15 protein-coding genes are annotated in these 19,402 nt (G+C 61.8%); 12 read left to right on the forward strand and 3 right to left on the reverse strand.

Translation table 11 applies throughout. The features are described from left to right. Position 1: 1 nt before the first annotated feature. Both J2Y41_RS05815 and J2Y41_RS05820 read left to right on the forward strand, forming a co-directional pair. Entirely contained in the window at positions 2-1,009 is a 1,008-nt protein-coding gene (locus J2Y41_RS05815) for a sugar ABC transporter permease (protein ID WP_309927047.1), read from the forward strand. Beyond that, a complete protein-coding gene (locus J2Y41_RS05820; RefSeq protein ID WP_224166617.1) occupies positions 1,006-1,935 on the forward strand; it encodes a carbohydrate ABC transporter permease in 930 nt (309 codons plus the stop codon). Before J2Y41_RS05815 ends, J2Y41_RS05820 begins: the two co-directional genes overlap by 4 nt. Positions 1,936-1,964: 29 nt before the next feature. On the opposite strand, the gene J2Y41_RS05825 is transcribed toward J2Y41_RS05820, so the two are convergent. Beyond that, entirely contained in the window at positions 1,965-3,128 is a 1,164-nt protein-coding gene (locus J2Y41_RS05825) for a LacI family DNA-binding transcriptional regulator (RefSeq protein WP_396133475.1), read from the reverse strand. Between the two features lie 17 nt (positions 3,129-3,145). Further along, positions 3,146-3,754: a TetR/AcrR family transcriptional regulator gene (locus J2Y41_RS05830; protein WP_224166618.1), complete on the reverse strand. Its 609-nt coding sequence runs from the start codon at positions 3,752-3,754 to the stop codon at positions 3,146-3,148. Between the two features lie 133 nt (positions 3,755-3,887). Between J2Y41_RS05830 and J2Y41_RS05835 the strand changes: the two genes are divergently transcribed. The 7 genes from J2Y41_RS05835 (at position 3,888) to J2Y41_RS05865 (ending at position 13,607) form a co-directional block, all read left to right on the forward strand. Then, positions 3,888-7,046, forward strand: a complete 3,159-nt coding sequence (locus J2Y41_RS05835) for a glycoside hydrolase family 2 TIM barrel-domain containing protein (RefSeq protein ID WP_309927448.1) — start codon at positions 3,888-3,890, stop codon at positions 7,044-7,046. Between the two features lie 98 nt (positions 7,047-7,144). Then, positions 7,145-8,062 (forward strand): carbohydrate ABC transporter permease, encoded by a 918-nt coding sequence (locus J2Y41_RS05840; protein ID WP_224166619.1) that lies wholly within the window; start codon positions 7,145-7,147, stop codon positions 8,060-8,062. A gap of 156 nt (positions 8,063-8,218) precedes the next feature. Beyond that, entirely contained in the window at positions 8,219-9,025 is an 807-nt protein-coding gene (locus tag J2Y41_RS05845; protein ID WP_224167468.1) for a carbohydrate ABC transporter permease, read from the forward strand. Positions 9,026-9,115: 90 nt separating this feature from the next. Continuing rightward, a complete protein-coding gene (locus J2Y41_RS05850) occupies positions 9,116-10,471 on the forward strand; it encodes an ABC transporter substrate-binding protein (protein WP_224166620.1) in 1,356 nt (451 codons plus the stop codon). 74 nt (positions 10,472-10,545) lie between these two features. Further along, on the forward strand, positions 10,546-12,315 hold the full coding sequence (locus tag J2Y41_RS05855) for a beta-galactosidase (protein ID WP_224166621.1): 1,770 nt from the start codon (positions 10,546-10,548) through the stop codon (positions 12,313-12,315). Between the two features lie 53 nt (positions 12,316-12,368). Beyond that, a complete protein-coding gene (galE, locus tag J2Y41_RS05860; RefSeq protein ID WP_224166622.1) occupies positions 12,369-13,343 on the forward strand; it encodes a UDP-glucose 4-epimerase GalE in 975 nt (324 codons plus the stop codon). Between the two features lie 48 nt (positions 13,344-13,391). Beyond that, on the forward strand, positions 13,392-13,607 hold the full coding sequence (locus J2Y41_RS05865; RefSeq protein WP_224166623.1) for a hypothetical protein: 216 nt from the start codon (positions 13,392-13,394) through the stop codon (positions 13,605-13,607). Between the two features lie 59 nt (positions 13,608-13,666). On the opposite strand, the gene J2Y41_RS05870 is transcribed toward J2Y41_RS05865, so the two are convergent. Continuing rightward, complete coding sequence (locus J2Y41_RS05870; protein WP_309927054.1) at positions 13,667-15,385, reverse strand: M23 family metallopeptidase; 1,719 nt, start codon at positions 15,383-15,385, stop codon at positions 13,667-13,669. A gap of 189 nt (positions 15,386-15,574) precedes the next feature. Between J2Y41_RS05870 and J2Y41_RS05875 the strand changes: the two genes are divergently transcribed. The 3 genes from J2Y41_RS05875 (at position 15,575) to J2Y41_RS05885 (ending at position 19,400) form a co-directional block, all read left to right on the forward strand. Then, positions 15,575-17,809 (forward strand): AAA family ATPase, encoded by a 2,235-nt coding sequence (locus J2Y41_RS05875; RefSeq protein ID WP_309927057.1) that lies wholly within the window; start codon positions 15,575-15,577, stop codon positions 17,807-17,809. A gap of 79 nt (positions 17,810-17,888) precedes the next feature. Beyond that, positions 17,889-19,097, forward strand: coding sequence for a 5-methylcytosine restriction system specificity protein McrC (locus J2Y41_RS05880; protein ID WP_309927059.1), 1,209 nt, complete (start codon positions 17,889-17,891; stop codon positions 19,095-19,097). Positions 19,098-19,154: 57 nt separating this feature from the next. Next, positions 19,155-19,400 (forward strand): PLDc N-terminal domain-containing protein, encoded by a 246-nt coding sequence (locus J2Y41_RS05885; RefSeq protein ID WP_224091244.1) that lies wholly within the window; start codon positions 19,155-19,157, stop codon positions 19,398-19,400. Positions 19,401-19,402: the final 2 nt, after the last annotated feature.

Consider the following 19,402-nt stretch of genomic DNA (forward strand, 5'->3'; position numbering starts at 1 on the left):
AATGAGTACCACAGCCGAAAAACCGGCCTCGCAAAACGGGGGACCCCCCAATGGCGGCATCCATCGTGGAGCACGCGCAGCAGTGGCCGTTTCCGGTAAAGGGCGCACCAGGTCCAGGCGGGTTCGTCGCCTGAGCGGCCGGGACAAGATTGTCCTGGGAGTGATGGTTGGCATTCCCACCTTGATTCAATTGCTGTTTGTCTGGCTGCCCACCCTCTTCTCCATAGGCTTGAGCTTTACGCGCTGGAACGGACTGGATCTTGAAGACCTCAAGCAAGCCGGTTTGGACAACTACGAGTTCATCAGCCAGAACTACCCACCGTTCTGGCCGGCTATCCAGCACAATGTCCTATGGCTGGCCTTCCTCGCTCTCATAGCAACCCCGTTGGGGTTGCTGCTCGCTGTCTTGCTGGACCAAAGGATCCGGGGAAGCAAGATCTACCAGAGCATCTTCTTCACTCCGGTCATGCTGTCCCTGGCTCTCATCGGGATCATCTGGCAATTGTTCTATAACCGCGACAGCGGGCTGCTGAACTACCTCCTCGGGACGGCAGGCACGCCACAAGCGGTGGACTGGTTCGGCGACTCCAACGTGAACATCTGGGCAGCCATGATCGCTGCCACGTGGCGTCATGCAGGCTATGTCATGATCCTGTACCTGGCCGGCCTGAAAGGCGTGGATCCATCCCTGAGGGAAGCGGCATCGATCGACGGGGCCAACGCTGCGCAGACATTCTTCCGCGTCGTCTTCCCGGCAATGCGCCCCGTGAACATCGTGATCGTGGTTATCACCATCATCGAGTCGCTGCGCGCCTTTGACATCGTCTACGTGATCAACCGCGGCACCAACGGCCTTGAACTCCTCAGTGCCCTGGTGATCCAAAACCTGATCGGTGAAGGACAGGTGATCGGCGTCGGTTCGGCCCTCGCGGTCGTTCTGCTGGTGGTCTCCTTGGTACCGATTGTCTTTTACCTCATCCGCACTTTTGGCAAGGAGAAAGAGGCATGAGCGCCGTAGTGCCCACGCTGCCCGTCGAAACGGGAAAGGCCGGCAAACCCAGCAAGTCCGCAGGCGCAGGGAAGTCCGGCAAACGCCATTACGGCACCCATATCTTCCTGATAGTCATGGCTGCCATCTGGCTTATTCCGCTCGTTTGGTCCCTCTTCACGGCGCTCAGGCCCAAAGCTGATACGGACAAATATGGCTATTTCAGCCTCGGCGGCAGTTTCGGGTTTGAGAACTTTGTCCAGGCCTGGAACCAGGGCGGGTTTTCGAAGTACTTCCTGAACTCGGTCCTGATCACGGTTCCCACAGTCCTGCTGACACTTCTGTTCGCCTCGATGATGGCGTTCGCGGTTTCACGCGTCAACTGGAAGTTCAACATCACGCTGTTGATCATGTTTACTGCCGGTAACCTCCTGCCCCCGCAGGTCCTGGCGGCGCCCCTGTTTGAAATGTTCAAGCACGTAACCCTGCCCTACTCATTCAGTGATTCCGGCAACCTCCTGAACACGTATATTGCCGTGATCATCGTGGACACCGCGTTCCAAATTGGCTTCTGCACGTTTGTGCTTTCCAACTACATGAAGGCGCTCTCTGCAGACCTGACAGAAGCTGCTTTGGTGGACGGGGCGGGTATCTGGCGCCAGTACTGGAACATCATCCTTCCGCTGTGCCGTCCCGCGCTCGCAGCGTTGGGAACGCTGGAAGTCATCTTCATCTACAACGACTTCTTCTGGCCCCTGCTGTTCATCCAGAGCGGAGACAGGCTGCCCATCACCACGGCCATCAACAATCTCCAGGGGCAGTTCCTGAGCAATTACAACCTGATTGCGGCCGGCGCAATGATCACGCTGATTCCCACCTTGCTCATCTACCTGGTCCTGCAACGGCAATTTGTTGCCGGCCTGACCCTGGGCTCAAGCAAAGGCTAACCACCTGGCCAGGAGCGGCAGCCACCGGACTATCCGGTGGCTGCAGCTTCGCTCTTGCCCCGCGTAGCGGAACGTCGTTGGCGTGTCTTGGGGGGAGCACCAGTGCTCTTGCGCACTACCAGGCTTGTGGGCACCTGGGTGGCGTCGTTGACAGGACTGTGTCCCGCGATCTGTTGGAGCAGGTTCTCGATGCTGAGGCGTCCCACGGCGTGGAAGTCCTGACGGACAGTGGTGAGGGGCGGCCAGAAGGAGGTGGATTCTTCGAGGTCGTCGAATCCAACAATGCTGACATCCCCTGGAATGGCTCGTCCCAGCTCATGCAGGGCGCGCATTGCTCCGAGGGCCATTTGGTCGTTGGCGGCAAAGATGGCGGTCAGGTCCGGATTGCTGCCGATCTCCCGCCCGATTCGATATCCCGATTCCGTGGACCAATCGCCATGGTGGACAGGAGGGGCCTCAATGCCGGCCTCCTGCAGTGTCCGCCTCCAGGATTCTTCCCTGTGTGTAGCGGAGAAGGAGGAGGTGGGGCCGCCAATGTGCCATACCTGTTCATGGCCAAGGTCGAGAAGGTGTTGTGTGGCGGACCTGGCCCCCTGGGCTTGATCCGTATCCACCATGGGATAGCCGTACCCGGGGTTTGAGTCGATCACTACGGCAGGGAGGTCCTCGGGGAGGGTGATGTCCGCATCGTCCAGCAGATGGGCTTCGAAAATGATGACCACGCCATCCACCTCCTGCTCCCGCAGCCGGGTGTAGGCCCCGGAAACGGTTCCGGTTGTGGGGTCCTGAAGGGGGATGAGCGTTACCGAGTACCCGGCTTGTGATGCGGCGGTGGCGATCGCATCCAGAGTGCGCATGTTGCCGAAGCTGGAGAGTGTGAACATGATGACGCCGATGGATTTAAACTGGCCGCTCTTCAGTGCCCGTGCCGCCCGGTTGGGGCGGTAGCCGAGCTGCTTCATCGCTTCGAGGACGCGGTTCCTGGTGCTTTCTTCAACATTCGTCAGACCGTTGGAGACCCGGGAGACAGTTTGGGCCGAAACTCCGGCGGCCTTGGCCACGTCCGCAATGGAGGGACCGCGCGCAACGGAGGGACCGCGGGCGGCACGCGTTTTCGTTGCCGCAGTTTTCCGGTTCCCCTTGGGGGTGGCGGTACCTGGTGTCTTCGTGCTGCTGTCCTCTTGCGTGTTCACCTAAACATGCTATGCCCTCAGGCCTCGGGCAGGAGGACCAATTCGAAGAAGGCACGCAGGGCTTTTGCCACATCTACGGTGTGAGGGGCCAACAGCCATTGGGTTTGAAGACCATCCCACAGGGCCACCAGGGACATCGCTGCCCATGCTGGATCCACTCCCGGCCGGAGCCTGCCTTGCTGGGCCAGGGTGGAGAAACTACGGGTGTAGCTGCCACGCAAGCGCTCGAAACGGCCGGTGAAGTAGTCCCGCCCGGGATGGGAGTCTGTGATCGACTCGGCGCACAGCACCGTATAGAGCTCAATGACGCCGGGGATCTTCTCGTTGTAGAGCGCTGTGCGAATCACGGCGTCCACCAACCCCTCGTCCTCAGCAGACGGATTCGCGCTTCCGGTCAGTTCGTCCCGCCACTCCAGGACACCCATCAGAAGATCGCTCTTGGAGGGGAAATAATGCAGCAGGCTTGTCTGGCTCATGCCCGCTTGGTTGGCAACGTCCTGCAGCGAGCCGCCCAGATACCCCTTCGCGGCAAACACGGCGTGCGCGGAGTCGAGGATAAGTTGCCGCTTTTCCTTCGACTTCGCATAGGGTCCCCGCTTGGCGCGTGCCGTGTCCTTTGTGGTCATGGCAAGTCAGTGTACAGCGGGAGGAGACGCCGGAGATGAAACCAGAGTGCTTACTCGAAATTTGTGTTAGCGTGGTCACACTTGACCTCGCACGGACGCTTGAAGGAGCCACGTGGAATCGACATCTGCAGCCATGATTGCCGGTACTTCCTACATCACCCATCGTGGCGCCGGCTCCGGCAATCGGCTCCCGGCACGTTCCTGGCTGCAGAGTGACGCTCCCACGATCCCGCTCAATGGATTGTGGAGATTCCGCCTGTTGCCCGGCGCGCCCGGGACACCAGGCGGAAGGGGAGTCCTGCCCGCCGGCGAGCAGGTAGAGGGGGTCGCCGACGAGGCCCTGGATGATTCCGGCTGGGATCAGATCCCTGTTCCTTCCCACTGGGTGCTGGAGGGGGAAGGCCTCTACGGCCGTCCCATTTACACGAACGTCCAGTTCCCTTTCCCCACCGATGCACCCCACGTGCCTGATGGGAATCCAACGGGCGACTACAGGCGGACCTTCTCCATTCCTACGGACTGGTCCGCTGCGGAGAGGATCGTCCTGCGGTTTGACGGAGTCGAATCCCGCTACAAAGTCTGGGTCAACGGAACTGTGATTGGCGTCGGCACTGGAAGCCGGCTGGCCCAGGAATTCGACGTCACCGAGGCCGTCCGCCCCGGCGAAAACGTCCTGGCCGTCCGCGTCCATCAGTGGTCTGCTTCGAGCTACCTCGAGGACCAGGACCAATGGTGGATGCCGGGCATCTTCCGCGACGTCACGCTACAGGCCCGTCCTCAAGCGGGTATCGACGACGTCTGGTTGCGGACCCCCTTTGAGGGCACCACCCGCTCCGGTTCAGGCCTCATCGACGCCGAAATTACGGCCGGTCCCGCTGCCTATCCTGTGCGCCTCCGCGTTCCCGAACTCGATGTGGATCTCACGTGGGAAACTCCGGCAGACGTCGCCCCGGTGGCGGTTGCCGACGTCGAACCCTGGTCTGCGGACGTCCCGCGGCTGTATGCCGCAACGGTGGAGAGCAAAGGCGAGACCATCTCGCTCAATATTGGCTTTCGCACTGTGGAGATCAAGGGGGACCAATTCCTGGTGAACGGGCGGCGGGTGGTGTTCCATGGCGTGAACCGGCACGAAACGCACCCGGACCGCGGCCGCGTCTTTGACGAGGAATTTGCCCGCGCCGATCTGGCCATGATGAAGCAGTTCAACGTAAATGCCATCCGCACCAGCCATTACCCGCCGCACCCGCGCCTGCTGGATCTTGCGGACGAAATGGGATTTTGGGTGATCCTGGAGTGCGATCTGGAAACGCACGGCTTTGAGCGGCAGGGCTGGGCTGGAAATCCCAGTGACGATCCCGCCTGGCGTGAGGCGTTCGTGGACCGGATGGAGCGCACCGTTGAACGGGACAAGAACCACCCCTCCATTGTCATGTGGTCCCTGGGCAACGAGTCAGGAACCGGTGCCAACCTCGCCGCAATGTCCGCGTGGACGCACGCGCGCGATTCCAGCCGTCCCGTGCACTACGAGGGCGACTACACCGGCGCGTACACGGACGTCTACTCGCGTATGTACTCCTCAATACCGGAAACCGAGGCCATAGGACGCAACGACTCGGGCTCCCTGCTGCTTGGCTGCTCCGCAGCGGAATCGGCCCGGCAACGCAGCAAGCCGTTCATCCTGTGCGAGTACGTACACGCCATGGGCAACGGTCCGGGTGCGATCGACCAATACGAGGACCTCGTGGACCGGTACCCCCGGCTGCATGGTGGCTTCGTGTGGGAATGGCGGGATCACGGCATCCGTACCACAACCGCTGACGGCACGGAGTTCTTCGCCTACGGGGGCGACTTCGGAGAGGTTGTCCACGACGGCAATTTCGTCATGGACGGCATGGTTCTTTCGGATTCGACGCCCACCCCGGGACTCTTCGAGTTCAAACAGATTGTGGCGCCCCTTCGTTTGGGCTTCGAAACAGCCGTTTCCGACGGCGTGACGCGCCCCTTGCTTACAGTCGCCAACCTGCGGCACTCGGCAGACGCGTCCGACGTCGTCATTCGCTGGCGCACCGAAACGGACGGCGAGCTGACCGCGTCCGGGACGTTCGACGTCGTGACCCCCACCGGTGGTCAACTCGCCCCGGGTGACTCCACAGTCATGGAGTTGCCCGAGTCAGCACTAAGGGCTTTCAGTAAGGTGGGGGCCGGCGAACGCTGGCTCACCGTTGAGGTTGCCCTGCGCGAGGACACTGCGTGGGCTCCGGCCGGCCATGTCATCTCGACTGCGCAGTTGGATTGGACCGCCCAGTTGGACCTCTCTGCACCTGCCGCCGGGCCCGCTAAGGCGCCGCGCCCCCTGTCGTCGGCTGGGCGCCGGGAGACCGGGACGGACGCCGCCCTATCCCTTGGACCTGCGTCTCTTGGATCTGCGTCCCTTGGACCTGCGCAGTTCGAAGATGGGAGGCTTGTTGCCCTTGCCGGCCTGCCGGTGTCCGGTCCGCGCCTTGAGTTGTGGCGGGCGCCAACGGACAACGACCAAGGTTCGCATTTTGGCAGTTATGACCCCGCTGACCCGTGGCTCAACAATGGCAACGGCGTCCCGGCTCCTTCCAACCAGGATGTGTGGCTCAAGGCGGGTCTGGATAGATTGACGGCCCGCGTCCAGAAGATCGTGCAGGGCGACGACGGCGTGTTCGTCACCACCCGCTATGCCGCCGCGGACAACGCACGCTCGGTAGTAGTGGACGAGCAGTGGCAAGTATCCGGGGGAGAGCTGTGGCTGCGTGTGGATATTGCTCCCAGCTCGGGATGGGACATGGTGTGGCCCCGCGTGGGTGTGCGGTTTGACCTGCCAGGATCAGTGGACGGCGCGTCCTGGTTCGGGACGGGACCCCGGGAATCGTATCCGGACAGCATGCGGGCCGCGATGGTTGGCCGCTACTCGGCGACGATCGATGAACTGGGCGTGAATTACGCCCGGCCGCAGGAGACCGGGCACCGCAGTGGTGTCCGTTCCCTGGAGTTGCGCAACGGCCGGGATTCCTGGGTGACGTTCCATGCCCTTCGGGATTCCAGGGACCGACTGCCTGGCTTCACGTTGTCCCGGCATACTGCGCAGCAGGTCTCGGCAGCGGCCCACCCCCATGAATTGCCGCAAAGCCGGAACTGCTTCCTCTATCTTGACGCCGCCCAGCATGGCCTGGGCTCCCGCGCCTGTGGACCTGACGTGTGGCCGGACTTCGCCCTCAAACCTGAGGCGCGCACGCTTGTCTTCAGGATCGCGGCGGCCAGCTAGCAGGATTCCCCGCCCTAACCTCTTGCATGTTCACCTAAACATGCTAATCTTCTTGCTGAGAATGTTTGCGTAAACATAGCGAGAAGAGAAGAATTATCATGACAACGACGTCGCCCGTGGCCGACGCCCTGACTGTGGTGGGATCCCGGAAACGCGCTGGACGATGGACGGGCTGGGCATTTGTTTGCCCGTTCATGATCGTCTTCCTGCTGGTGTTCGTAGCGCCCGTCCTCTACGCGTTCTACTTGAGCCTTTTCCAGAACCAGATGGTGGGCGGCGTTAAGTTCGTCGGAGGAGCCAATTACCTCCAAGCGCTGGCGGATCCGCAGTTCTGGGACTCGGTCATCAGGGTGGTCGTCTTCCTCGCAGTCCAAGTCCCCATCATGCTGTTCCTGGCCTTGTTTGCCGCTTTGGCCCTGGACAGCGGGCGCCTGCGCGCGGCGTCGTTCTTCCGCATTTCCGTCTTCCTCCCGTATGCCGTTCCTGCAGTGGTGGCCACGCTCATGTGGGGGTTCATCTACGGCCCCAGGTTCGGCCTGTTCGGCAGCATCAACGACTTCTTCGGCATGGACCTTCCTGAGCCGCTTTCCACCAATTGGGTCCTTGCCGCAATCGGGAACATCAACACCTGGGAGTTCACCGGTTACAACATGCTGATCTTCTACTCGGCGCTCAAGGTCATTCCTGCCGAGCTCTATGAGGCAGCCAACCTTGATGGAGCGGGGACTTTCCGTGTCATCAGCAGCATCAAGCTGCCCTCCATCCGGGGCGCGATCGGGATCGCCAGCATCTTCTCCGTGATCGGCAGCTTCCAGCTGTTCAACGAACCAAACATTCTCAAGGCGTTGGCACCGAACTCCATCAGTTCCTACTTCACGCCCAACATGTACGCGTTCAATCTTTCCTTTGCAGGCCAGCAGTTCAACTACGCAGCAGCCATCTCCATCATCATGGGCGTCCTCACGGTAGTTGTTGCCTACATCGTCCAGATTTCCGGCTCACGAAAGGATGCCTAGCCAATGTCCGTCCGTTTGAGCATTCCGGAGTCCCGGGCTGAGGCACGGGAACAGACAGCAGCCACCAGCCAGCCCAAGCCCAAGCCCGCGGCGCCGAAGCTGAGCACGCGCCGAGGCGTGACCAGGAAGCGCTCCTCCATCCTGCTCACCATCCTGATGGGCGTGATGGCGGTCTACGCCCTGCTCCCGCTCTTCTGGCTCCTGGTCAATTCCACCAAGACGCAGTCATCCCTGTTCAGCTCCTTCGGCCTCTGGTTCTCCGGGGACTTCGCCCTCTGGGACAACGTGGCAGGCACCCTGACGTACAACGACGGCGAGTTTCTCCGCTGGCTGGCCAACACAGTGTTGTACGTCGTGGTGGGAGCCGGCGGCGCCACATTCCTCGCTACCCTGGCAGGCTATGGGCTGGCAAAGTTTGAATTCCCCGGCAAACGCGGCGTGTTCGCCGTGGTCCTGGGTGCGGTGGCCGTACCCGGGACAGCCTTGGCGGTGCCAACCTTCCTGATGTTCAGCCAGATGGGGCTCACCAATACCCCGTGGTCAGTCATCATTCCATCCCTGATCAGTCCGTTCGGGCTCTATCTCGTATGGATCTACGCCCGTGAGTCGGTTCCGACTGAAGTCCTCGAAGCAGCCCGCATGGATGGGGCGGGGGAGTTCCGCACCTTCTTCACCATCTCCTTGCGCATGCTGGCCCCAGGCTTCATTACGGTCCTGTTGTTCACCGTGGTGGCTACCTGGAACAACTACTTCCTGCCGTTGATCATGCTGAGCCAATCAACCTGGTACCCGCTCACGGTTGGCCTCAACAGCTGGAACGCCCAAGCCAGCACGGCCGGCGGGGACGCCATCTACAACCTCGTCATCACCGGATCGCTGCTGACAATAGTGCCCATCGTGGGTGCCTTCCTGTTCCTCCAGCGCTACTGGCAGTCAGGACTGTCTGCCGGAAGCGTCAAGTAAACACGCCCGACGGCGGCGAGTCACCGCCATCGGACGCTCTCCCACCGCATCAACCGTCCTTTGGACAACGATTTGAAAGGCACCAAAGCCATGAAGAACAACCATCGACTGCGACGAGTGGCCACGGCGGCGTTGGCAGCAAGCCTCTTGATGGGCAGCCTTGCTGCCTGCGGCGGCTCGGCAACAACCGGTAACGCGGCAGCGGAAGGCGCGAGCGCCGAAGACGTTGCGAAGGCGCTGCAGACCGAGACCACCCTCACTGTGTGGGGCTGGGCGCCGCAGCTCAAGCCGATCGTAGAGGCCTTCGAAGCCAAATACCCCAAGGTCCACGTCAACCTGGAAAATGTAGGAACCGGCAACACGCATTACACCAAGCTGCAAAACGCAGTGAAGGCCGGAACCGGTGCCCCGGATGTGGCACAGATCGAATACAACGCCTTGCCTCAGTTCGCGCTGTCCGATGCCTTGGTGGATCTGAAGGGCTTCGGAGCAGGGGAGCTTAAGGACAACTACACCCAATCCACGTGGGGCTCCGTGAACCTCAACGGCGGCGTGTACGCCCTCCCGCAGGATTCCGGTCCGATGGCAATGTTCTACCGCGCCGACGTGTTCGAGAAACACGGCATCAGCGTCCCCACCACCTGGGAAGAGTACGTGGCCGCTGCAAAGACCCTGCACGCCGCAGACCCCAAGGCATACATCACCAATGACACCGGAGATGCCGGCTTCACCACCAGCATGATCTGGCAGGCCGGGGGCAAGCCGTACACTCTCGACGGAACCACGAAAGTCAGCATTGATCTGCAGGACGAAGGTGCCAGGAAGTGGACCGGCACATGGAACCAACTGCTCAAGGATGATCTGGTCGCCCCTGTCACCAGCTGGAGCGACGAATGGTACAAGGGCCTCTCAGACGGAAGCATTGCCACGTTGGTCATCGGTGCCTGGATGCCGGCCAACCTCGAATCCGGTGCGGCAGAAGCCGCCGGCAAGTGGCGCGTAGCTCCCATGCCCACCTACGAAAAGGGCAAGGCTGCTGCTGCTGAAAATGGCGGCGGCGGCGACGCCGTGCTGAAGCAGAGCAAGAACAAGGCGGCCGCCTACGGCTTCCTTGAGTTCGCGAACGGTCCTGAAGGTGCAAAGATCCACGCCGCCAATGGTGGTTTCCCCTCCACCACCGCAGATCTGGAAAGCGAGTCCTTCCTCAACGCCGGGAACGCCTACTTCGGCGGCCAGAAGATCAACGAGGTCCTGGTCCAGGCATCCAAGGACGTTGTTCCGGGCTGGAACTACCTCCCCTTCCAGACCTACGCCAACAGCATCTACAGCGACACCGTGGGCCAGGCCTACGGTTCCAAGGGCGACCTGAACGACGGGCTGAAAACCTGGCAGGATGCCACCGCAAAGTACGGCCAGCAGCAAGGCTTCACGGTTACCACCAAGTAGTACGTGGTGCGGGTCCAGGGCCGCCATCACGGCTCTGGACCTCCATCCACCATTTCAGATTGGAAATTTTCCCCATGCCAACCTTCACCATCGGCGAGCAGGACTTCATGCTTGACGGTCAGCCCCACCGCATCATCTCCGGCGCGCTCCACTATTTCCGCGTTCATCCGGATCTTTGGGCAGACCGGATCCGGAAGGCCAGGCAGATGGGGCTGAACACGATAGAAACGTACGTTCCCTGGAACGCCCATGCTCCGTCGCCGGACGTCTTTGACACAACGGGCCGCTTGGACCTGGGGCACTTCCTCGATTTGGTCGCCGCGGAAGGCCTGCACGCGATCGTGCGTCCGGGGCCGTATATCTGTGCGGAATGGGACAACGGCGGGTTGCCCGCGTGGCTGTTTAGTCGAGGCGCCGCCTCCATCAGGGCTGATGATCCGGTCTATATGGCTGCCCTCACCGAGTACCTTGAACAGCTGGCGCCGATCCTGGTTCCCCGCCAGATCGACGCGGGCGGCCCCATCATCCTGATTCAGATCGAGAACGAGTACGGCGCCTACGGTGCTGATCGTTTTTACTTGGAAAAGCTCGTGAAGATCAACCGCGAAATCGGGCTGACCGTACCTTTCACTACCGTTGACCAACCCCAGGACGACATGCTGGCCAATGGCAGTCTTCCGGAATTGCACAAGACGGGGTCGTTCGGCTCCCGCGCCGCGGAACGGCTGGAGACACTCCGGCGCCACCAGCCCACAGGACCGTTGATGTGCTCCGAATTTTGGGTGGGATGGTTCGATCATTGGGGCGCACACCACCACACCACCACCGTGGAGCAGTCCGCCCGGGAACTTGATGTCCTGCTGGCCCGCGGCGCATCGGTCAACATCTATATGTTCCATGGCGGCACCAACTTTGGATTCACCAACGGTGCGAATGACAAGGGTGTCTACCAACCCATCGTTACCAGCTACGACTACGACGCTCCCTTGGATGAGGCCGGCAATCCGACGCCGAAGTACTGGGCTTTCCGGGATGTCATCGCCAAATACACCGAACTGGACGACGACGACCTCCCCGCCGCACCTCAGCCCGGCGCCGGGCTCACTGTGTCCTTGCCGCGTTCGCTGCCCCTCTGGGAGTGCCTGGACCAGCTTGGTGCGTGGACCTCCCACGCTGGGCTGCGAACCCACGACGACTTGGGCCACTACGCAGGATTCACGCTCTACCGCAGGGAAATCAATGTTTCCGGCCCCGGGGTCCTGGACTTCGATGAAGTCCGCGACCGGGCACAGGTATTCCTGAACCGGATACCGCTGGGAGTGCTTTCCCGGGATCACCATGAGAAGGCCTTGCCGCTGCCCCATGACGCAGCCGGCACCCTGGAGGTCCTGGTGGAGGACCAAGGACGCGTGGACTACGGGCCCCGATTGGGCGAGCCGAAGGGACTTATCGGCGCTGCCCGGCTTAATGGGAACCAGCTCCAGGACTGGGATGTCCTTCCCCTGCAACTGGACGACATCTCCTTGATCTCGTCCCTGTTGGAGGAGCAAGCAGCGCTCCCTGAGGCCCCGGTATCCGGACCGGTCTTCGCCCACGGGACTTTTGACCTTCCTGGCGGTGGCGATACTTTCCTTTCCACCAAGGGCTGGACCAAAGGTGTCGTATGGATCAACGGCTTCTGCCTGGGGCGGTACTGGTCCCGTGGTCCGCAAGCGACGCTCTACGTTCCAGGACCGATCCTGCAGAACAGCGGCAACACCATCACTGTTCTTGAACTGCAAGCATCCACCCACCGCGCTGTTTCCTTTGTTGGCTCTCACGACCTCGGACATACGGAGTTCTAGGGTGTCGCGGACCCACCAAGCTGCACTAACAACGGAAAGAGGAGACACCTAGTATGGCGTGGCTTGTAACAGGAGGAGCCGGCTATATCGGCTCGCACGTAGCCCGGGCACTCATGGATGACGGCCACGACGTGGTGGTCATTGATGATCTTTCCAGCGGCCGGATCGAATTCGTTCCGAAGAGGGCAGCCTTCGAGCAAGGGTCGCTTCTGGACGCCAACTTCCTGAGGGAGACTTTCGGGAAACATGACATTATCGGCGTGATCCACCTGGCCGGTTTCAAGTATGCGGGCGTCTCGGTCGAATGGCCGCTGCACACCTACTTCCAGAACGTCACCGGCACTGGCAATCTCCTGGCAGCCATGGAAGCCGCGTCCGTGTCCTCCCTCGTCTTTTCCTCCAGCGCTGCCGTCTACGGGAACACGGCAGCGGAACTCGTGACCGAATCGACGCCTACCAACCCCGAGTCTCCCTATGGTGAATCGAAGCTCATCGGGGAATGGCTCATAGCGGACCAAGCCAGGGCGACTGGCCTGCGGCACACCTCACTCCGGTACTTCAATGTTGTTGGCTCCGGCAGCCCGAACGTCAGCGACACGAGCCCGCACAACCTTTTCCCCTTGGTCTTCCAAGCGTTGAAGGACGGTGCGACGCCGAAAATCTTTGGCACCGCCTATTCCACACCCGACGGAAGCTGCGTGCGGGACTATGTACACGTCTCCGACGTCGCCGCCGCTCATGTGGCAGCTGCCAGGAAGCTTCAAGATGGCGTGGAACTCGAGGCGGTCTACAACCTGGGCAGTGGTTCAGGGGTTTCTGTCCGGGAGATCATGACAGAGATGGCCTCGGTGACCGGGATTCAATTCACTCCGCAAATCTGCGCTGCCCGTCCGGGCGATCCTGCCAGGATCGTTGCCTCCGGCGAACTTGCCCGCCGCGATATCGCATGGGAACCGCGGCATCGGCTCCGGGACATGATCTCCAGCGCCTGGTCAGCTGCAGGAAACCAGGCCATTTCCGCCTCGTAGGAGGACACCTTCTATACACATCACGAAAGCACTATTCAAAGGAACACCATGATCGAGGCCGCAGAACTGCTGGCAACCGTCACAGCCACGAATAAGAGCACCATGGAAATCAACCTCAACGCCGCAATCCAGGAAGCGGAGCGTCGCGCCCGCCACGAAGGGCGCCGGGGAATCCTGGTTACCCGGGTTGCCCACGCGCATTTCACGGTGGAGCTGTCGCCGGAAGTCCCCTATGGGTACACGTACGAGAGAAAGGACAGCTAAGGGCAGGCTCCAAGGGACCCTCATTCCTCCTGCACCTGCCTGGCAGCAAGGTGGACACGCTACGGAGTTAGTGCCGGGGTGGGCGTAGCCGTGATGGTGGCGGTCGCTGTGGGGTCGGTTGTTGGGGTCGTCGTGATGGTTGCGGTGGGAGCGGCCGTAGCTGTTGGCGTGGGTGAAGCTGTGGGTATAGGCGTTGGGGCGGGTTCAGCCGTTGCTGTCGGCGTGGGTTCTGCGGTCGCTGTTGGGGTCGGTGTTGGGGAACCGGTTGGTGTCGCGCTCGGAGTTGGGGTTGCCGTTGGTGAAGCGGTTGGTGTCGCGGTCGCTGTTGGGGTTGGCGTTGGTGATGCGGTCGGCGTTGCGCTCGCCGTTGGGGTCGGTGTTGGTGAAGCGGTCGGGGTGGCGCTCGCAGTTGGGGTCGGCGTCGGCGTTGGGGTAGCTGCGGGTGCTGGAGGCGGCGCAGCCGGCTCGGGAGCCGACGTCTCCGGCTCGCCAAGTGCGATCCCGAGCGACCACACCGGAACCTCGCCAACCGGCGTCGTTCCTGTTGCTGGTGAGAAGCTTGTGAGCCTGAGCAGATCCACCGACGACTCTCCATCCAGCGGGATCAGGCTCCACGACGATGGATCCACCAGCACGCCATTCACAATCGTTTCAAAGTGGAGGTGGCATCCGGTCGACGAACCAGTGGAGCCGACCAAGCCGATGACGTCCCCGGCTTCAACTACCTGCCCCTTGCGCACGGCGCTCGCCTGCAGGTGGTTGTACGTAGTGATAAGCCCGTTGCCGTGATCGATCTCTATCCGGTTGCCTCCGCCCCAGGCATGCCAGCCCACCTCGCGCACGTAACCGTCATCGGCAGAATGAACCGGTGTGCCACAGGCCGCTGCGAAGTCCTGCCCGGTATGGAATTCCCCAGGAGCACCCGTGATGGGACTGGTGCGCAGTCCAAAAGGTGAACTGGGACGCAGGTTCAGCAGGGGTGACATCAACATGCCTGGTCCTGGCCGCACATGACGGGACGCGGGATTCCCAACCGATGTTTGCCACGAAGCAGCGCCGGAACAGGGGAGTGTCAGCGGACCCTGGGAACTCAGGAAGCCCACGATTTCCTGGGCCAGCTGCCGGTACTTGGTGTAGTGGTCCGAATCCTGGTTCCGCTGTACCTGATGGATGGCCAGGCTGGAAGGCAGAAGCTGCCAGTCCTTGATGCCCTTCAGGGCAAGGAAGAAACTGGTTGCGCTAACGAACGGATCCATTCGATCGGCATAGGAGCCCCAAGCCCCGTTGGCGCGCTGCTGGAACAACCCGCGGGAGTCCGGCCCTGCGGCGTCGCCGTAATCCTTGCTTTCAAGGGAAGACTCGCCAAGCGCGGCTTGTACCCCCAGGATTTGGGCATCGGATGGCAGGCCCAGCTTTTCCGCCGCCACCATGATGGCCGAAGCATTACGGAGCTGGACGTCTGAAGGGGCGCCGGTGGTGGATGCCGGTCCAAACCCTGTCTGTTGACACAGCGTAGTACCCAAGGGGTTGGCAGGCGCAGGCTCAACAGTTCCCGAAGGGTTGGTGGCCTGACTCGGAGGGTCGTTCGTGGACCAATTGGCTGCTGAGGGCGCATCGCCGGATGAATCTGCCCGGATCTGCTGGACGGCTGGGGGCGCCGGGGTGATCGCTCCGGATTGGAAGCAGCCAAGCATGACAGCGGCCGCGATAACCGCTAACGGAAAGCGGGCGTGCCCACGGAGCCGCGCCGGGCCTTTGTCAGGAGTCTTGTTGTTCACCAAACCCGCTCCTGACATGGATCCGTGCCCGGCGAAAAGTGTTGGAGGTCCACACCATTGTCTGGATCCGATCACTGCATGTTACGGGTACTGCATGTCTATGGGAATGACAGGCCCACGTCAAGGCTTTGCGCATACTGCGGTGCTCCAAATCCAGATGCTTGGCTAAGTCAAACAAGGTAAGTTGGCATGGTGACCCCCTCCGTGAAGCCTGCCATTGACCGCGCCCCCGGAATCTCCAAGGAGATCGAGGACGCGGCCTGGTATGTGCTGGGCCCGGCACTTCAAGGGAGACCTTCAGCGCTGGACGGGCGCACGCTGACCTGGACGGCAGACGCCGCCGGGGAGCTGCTGGAACGCCTTGAGCGCGGGGTGGAAGATTCCAAAGCGCCCATGATGACCAACCTCCGGCAAAACCTTGAAGGCGCCTCCCGGGAGGCCAAGCTGCTGGCTGTGGAGTTGCTCTTCCTTCAGTCGTTGCCGCTGGCCCATGAGGTCAAGTCGCTCAGGGTGAAGCGTGCCCGTGTGGCCGAGGCTGCCTCCTGGGTAGAGCCGCCGATCGAGTTGCCGGAACAGCTCTACGAGGGCATGACGGACCACGGCGTGATCCGCGACCGTACCGCCGAGTTCAACTGGACCATTTGGGACCACCTGAAATGGCTGTGCCGCTTTGTCGCGCACGTTGACAGCCAAAGCACGGAAACCATCAACCAGGCGCTCGCTGATCCTTTGAAGTTCCATGAACTTGCGGTCGGAACACCAGAGGACCAGCCGGCCTTGCGCCGCAGTATTGAGTATTTGGTATGGCCCAGCTACTTCGAGCCTGTGGTGGCTGACGTGGAGCGCCGGGAGATTCGTGACGCTTTCGCCTCACTCGTTGGTGGCGCCGGGGGCGATACCGAGGAGGACGTGACTGCGGACATCCATCGGATCCGGCTGCACCTGGACGAACAAGCCGGCCAGCGCATTGACTGGTACGCACGCCAGCTGGTCAGCCAATGGCGGAAGGTGGGGGACCCCGGCCGCCGCTCCTGGTTGCTGCGTACCCATCACGACAACGCCGACCTTCTGGCTGCCTGGGTGGCTGAAGAGAAAGCCACACTGGACGTTGAGCACCTCCGCTCGCTTACTGCAGGAGTCACTGCCGGCGTGGTCCAGCATGCCGTGGACGAGGATTACAAGCACCTGGGCTATGTGGAGCGCGAGGACACCAAGACGGCGGTCTTCGCCTTCCTCACGGTGATGAAACCCGGTGACCTTACGCTCTACCAACACGCCGGACGCGTCCGGGTGGGAGTCGTCCTTGGCGAGCCCGAACACCACGAGGACAACCGCCGCATCCGCCGCAAGGTCCGCTGGTTCGACGACAGTTACGCCATCACCGAACTCCCACGCCATGCGCAGCGGCAATTGTCCACGCCCGGGATCATCGTGGACGTCACAAGGGTCATTCAGGCGTTGCAGGAACTCCTTCCGGTAGAAGCCGAAACCGATGGCGAGGACGAAGCGCCGCCCACCGCCGTCGTCGAGGTTGTCCAGCAGGGTTTCCGGCCGTTGACGGAAGAGTTCGCAGCTTCCCTTCACATGGACCTCGAGCCGCTGAAGGAAATCGCCGAGCTGCTCGAAGAGAACCGCCAACTGGTTCTTTACGGACCTCCAGGTACCGGCAAAACGTACCTTGCCAAGCACCTCGCTGCCGAGCTCGCCGGCGACAGCACCGATGAACGCGTGAAGCTGGTGCAGTTCCATCCGTCGTATGCGTACGAGGATTTCTTTGAGGGTTACCGGCCGGACAAGACCGACGACGGCCAGGTCTCCTTCAAGCTCGTGGCCGGGCCGTTGCGTCGGCTCGCGGAGGAAGCTGCCAAGCCGGAGAACGCGCACAAGCCGTACTTCCTGATCATCGATGAGATGAACCGTGCCAACCTGGCCAAGGTCTTCGGCGAGCTGTACTTCCTCCTTGAGTACCGTGACGACCGCATTTACCTCCAGTACAGCCCCAACGAGCCCTTCAGCCTGCCGGACAACCTGTACATCATCGGCACCATGAACACAGCTGACCGTTCCATCGCCATGATGGACGCCGCCATTCGTCGTCGTTTCGCGTTCATCGAGCTGCATCCCAAGGTGGAACCGGTCAGGGGCTCGCTGCGGCGCTTCCTTCAAGCCCGCGGCCTGGACACGCTCAACGCGGATCTCCTGGACGCCCTCAACGACGCCATCGATGACTGGGACCGGGACCTGATGATCGGGCCGTCCTACTTCATGAAGAACGCTGCCCAGAACCCCACAGGGCTTCGCCGGATTTGGAAGTACGAGCTCATGCCGTTGCTGGAGGAGCACTACCACGGGCAACTGAACCGCGCGCAGTTGGAGGAACGCTTCGGCCTGGACCAATTGCTGGGACGACTTGCTGCCCGCTAAGGCCGTCCCGCCACGTCCGCGGCGGCCACCGGCAAGTGCCGGTACGGCGCGTACGGCTGCCGGGACCCGGCACATCGTCATGGACGAGCTCTCACGGGGAGTCGTTGACAAGCTCGACCCCCCAACCGCTGCGTTCATCAACGCCAGTGGGCTGGCGAAAGCGTCACCGATTGGCATGGGCCTCTACAGGATCGAACCCGTCGGCAAAGTCGGCTCGGTAAGGACTTCCACCGTCCAGCTTGAGGTTCGCCCCAAGGACCGGCTTGGCTTAAGCCGCCTGCTTTTCCTCCTCAGCTACGCCGGCGATCAAGGCTTCCGCGACCACTCGGTGGAAGCCGTTGAGCACCCTGATCTCTGGAGTGCCCTGGCCGAATCGCTGGCCCAGCTGGCTGACCGCGCGCTGAGCCGCGGCGTCCTTCAGGGCTACCTCACCATCGATGAATCGCTGCGGACCGTCAAAGGCCGCATCCGCATCTCGGACCAGATCTCCCGCAGGCCCGGAATGATGGTGCCCCTGGAAGTGTCCTACGACGAATTCACCGAGGACATCGCCGAAAACCGCATCCTTCGCGCTGCCTTGGAACGGATGGGGAAGGTGCCAGGCGTCCGGGCCGACGTCCTGAGCCGCTTGCGCCAACTGAAGGGAAAGCTCGACGCCGTCACCCGCCTTCAGTCCGGAGCCCCCCTGCCGCCCTGGCGGGCCAACCGAATGAATCTCAGGTACCACGCCGTTCTGCGGCTCTCGGAGGTCATCCTGCGCAATGCCTCGGCCGAGGCCGGAGAAGGGAAGCAGCAGACCGCTTCCTTTGTGGTGGATATGGCACAGGTTTTCGAGGAGTTCGTGGGCACGGCTTTGAGGCATGCGATGAGTGCCTATCCTGGCGAAATGCGCCTCCAGTATGGGGCGCTGCTCAATGAGGCTGTCCGGGACACGGATCGCCTGACAGTCCGCCCCGACGCCGTGCACTTCCTGGGCGGGAGGCCCGTGGTGGTCTACGACTCCAAGTACACGGCGGCAGGAGATGCCGGTGCTTCACTGAATGCGGACCATTACCAATTGCTGGCGTACTGCACCGCGCTCCGGGTCCCGACCGCATGGCTTGTCTACGCCGGGCCGGGGGAGATGAAGCTGCGAAGGATCCTGAACACGGACATCGACATCGTGGAGTATCCGCTGGACCTGTCCCTGCCGCCGTCGGAGATCCTGGCCGCCGTGGCAGACCTCGCGGAACAATCGTGGGGCGAGGTAGTGCGTCAGGCTGTGGCGGGAAGAACGGCCTCAGACTAGCCTGAGATCGTCGGCTCAATGAACTCCGGCGCAGTGGAAATTTTCGAGGGAGGCATCATGGCTCGCAGGAAATCGTGGCGCGATATGAGCAAGGGCCAGCGGATCATGCTCATTGTCAGCGGAGCCATAAACATGGCCCTGCTGGGTGCAGCGCAACGGAGCATCGGAAAGACGCCCGACTCCAGAATCAGGGGGAAGAAGGCGGTGTGGCGGGCTGTTTCGTTCATCAACTTTTTCGGACCGGTGAGCTACTTCCTCTTCGGCCGCCGTCGTGATGCCGCAGTAGCAGGCACAGCGCGCTAACG

Source organism: Arthrobacter sp. 1088, assembly GCF_031455315.1.
Taxonomy (GTDB): domain Bacteria; phylum Actinomycetota; class Actinomycetes; order Actinomycetales; family Micrococcaceae; genus Arthrobacter.

Bases quoted from the DNA above. Each gene is read 5' to 3' on its own strand.
- J2Y41_RS05815 (WP_309927047.1), top strand. From the start codon at position 2: ATGAGTACCACAGCCGAAAAACCGGCCTCGCAAAACGGGGGACCCCCC.
- J2Y41_RS05820 (WP_224166617.1), top strand. From the start codon at position 1,006: ATGAGCGCCGTAGTGCCCACGCTGCCCGTCGAAACGGGAAAGGCCGGC.
- J2Y41_RS05830 (WP_224166618.1), bottom strand. From the start codon at position 3,754: ATGACCACAAAGGACACGGCACGCGCCAAGCGGGGACCCTATGCGAAG.
- J2Y41_RS05835 (WP_309927448.1), top strand. From the start codon at position 3,888: ATGATTGCCGGTACTTCCTACATCACCCATCGTGGCGCCGGCTCCGGC.
- J2Y41_RS05840 (WP_224166619.1), top strand. From the start codon at position 7,145: ATGACAACGACGTCGCCCGTGGCCGACGCCCTGACTGTGGTGGGATCC.
- J2Y41_RS05845 (WP_224167468.1), top strand. From the start codon at position 8,219: ATGGGCGTGATGGCGGTCTACGCCCTGCTCCCGCTCTTCTGGCTCCTG.
- J2Y41_RS05850 (WP_224166620.1), top strand. From the start codon at position 9,116: ATGAAGAACAACCATCGACTGCGACGAGTGGCCACGGCGGCGTTGGCA.
- J2Y41_RS05855 (WP_224166621.1), top strand. From the start codon at position 10,546: ATGCCAACCTTCACCATCGGCGAGCAGGACTTCATGCTTGACGGTCAG.
- galE (WP_224166622.1), top strand. From the start codon at position 12,369: ATGGCGTGGCTTGTAACAGGAGGAGCCGGCTATATCGGCTCGCACGTA.
- J2Y41_RS05865 (WP_224166623.1), top strand. From the start codon at position 13,392: ATGATCGAGGCCGCAGAACTGCTGGCAACCGTCACAGCCACGAATAAG.
- J2Y41_RS05875 (WP_309927057.1), top strand. From the start codon at position 15,575: ATGGTGACCCCCTCCGTGAAGCCTGCCATTGACCGCGCCCCCGGAATC.
- J2Y41_RS05880 (WP_309927059.1), top strand. From the start codon at position 17,889: ATGGACGAGCTCTCACGGGGAGTCGTTGACAAGCTCGACCCCCCAACC.
- J2Y41_RS05885 (WP_224091244.1), top strand. From the start codon at position 19,155: ATGGCTCGCAGGAAATCGTGGCGCGATATGAGCAAGGGCCAGCGGATC.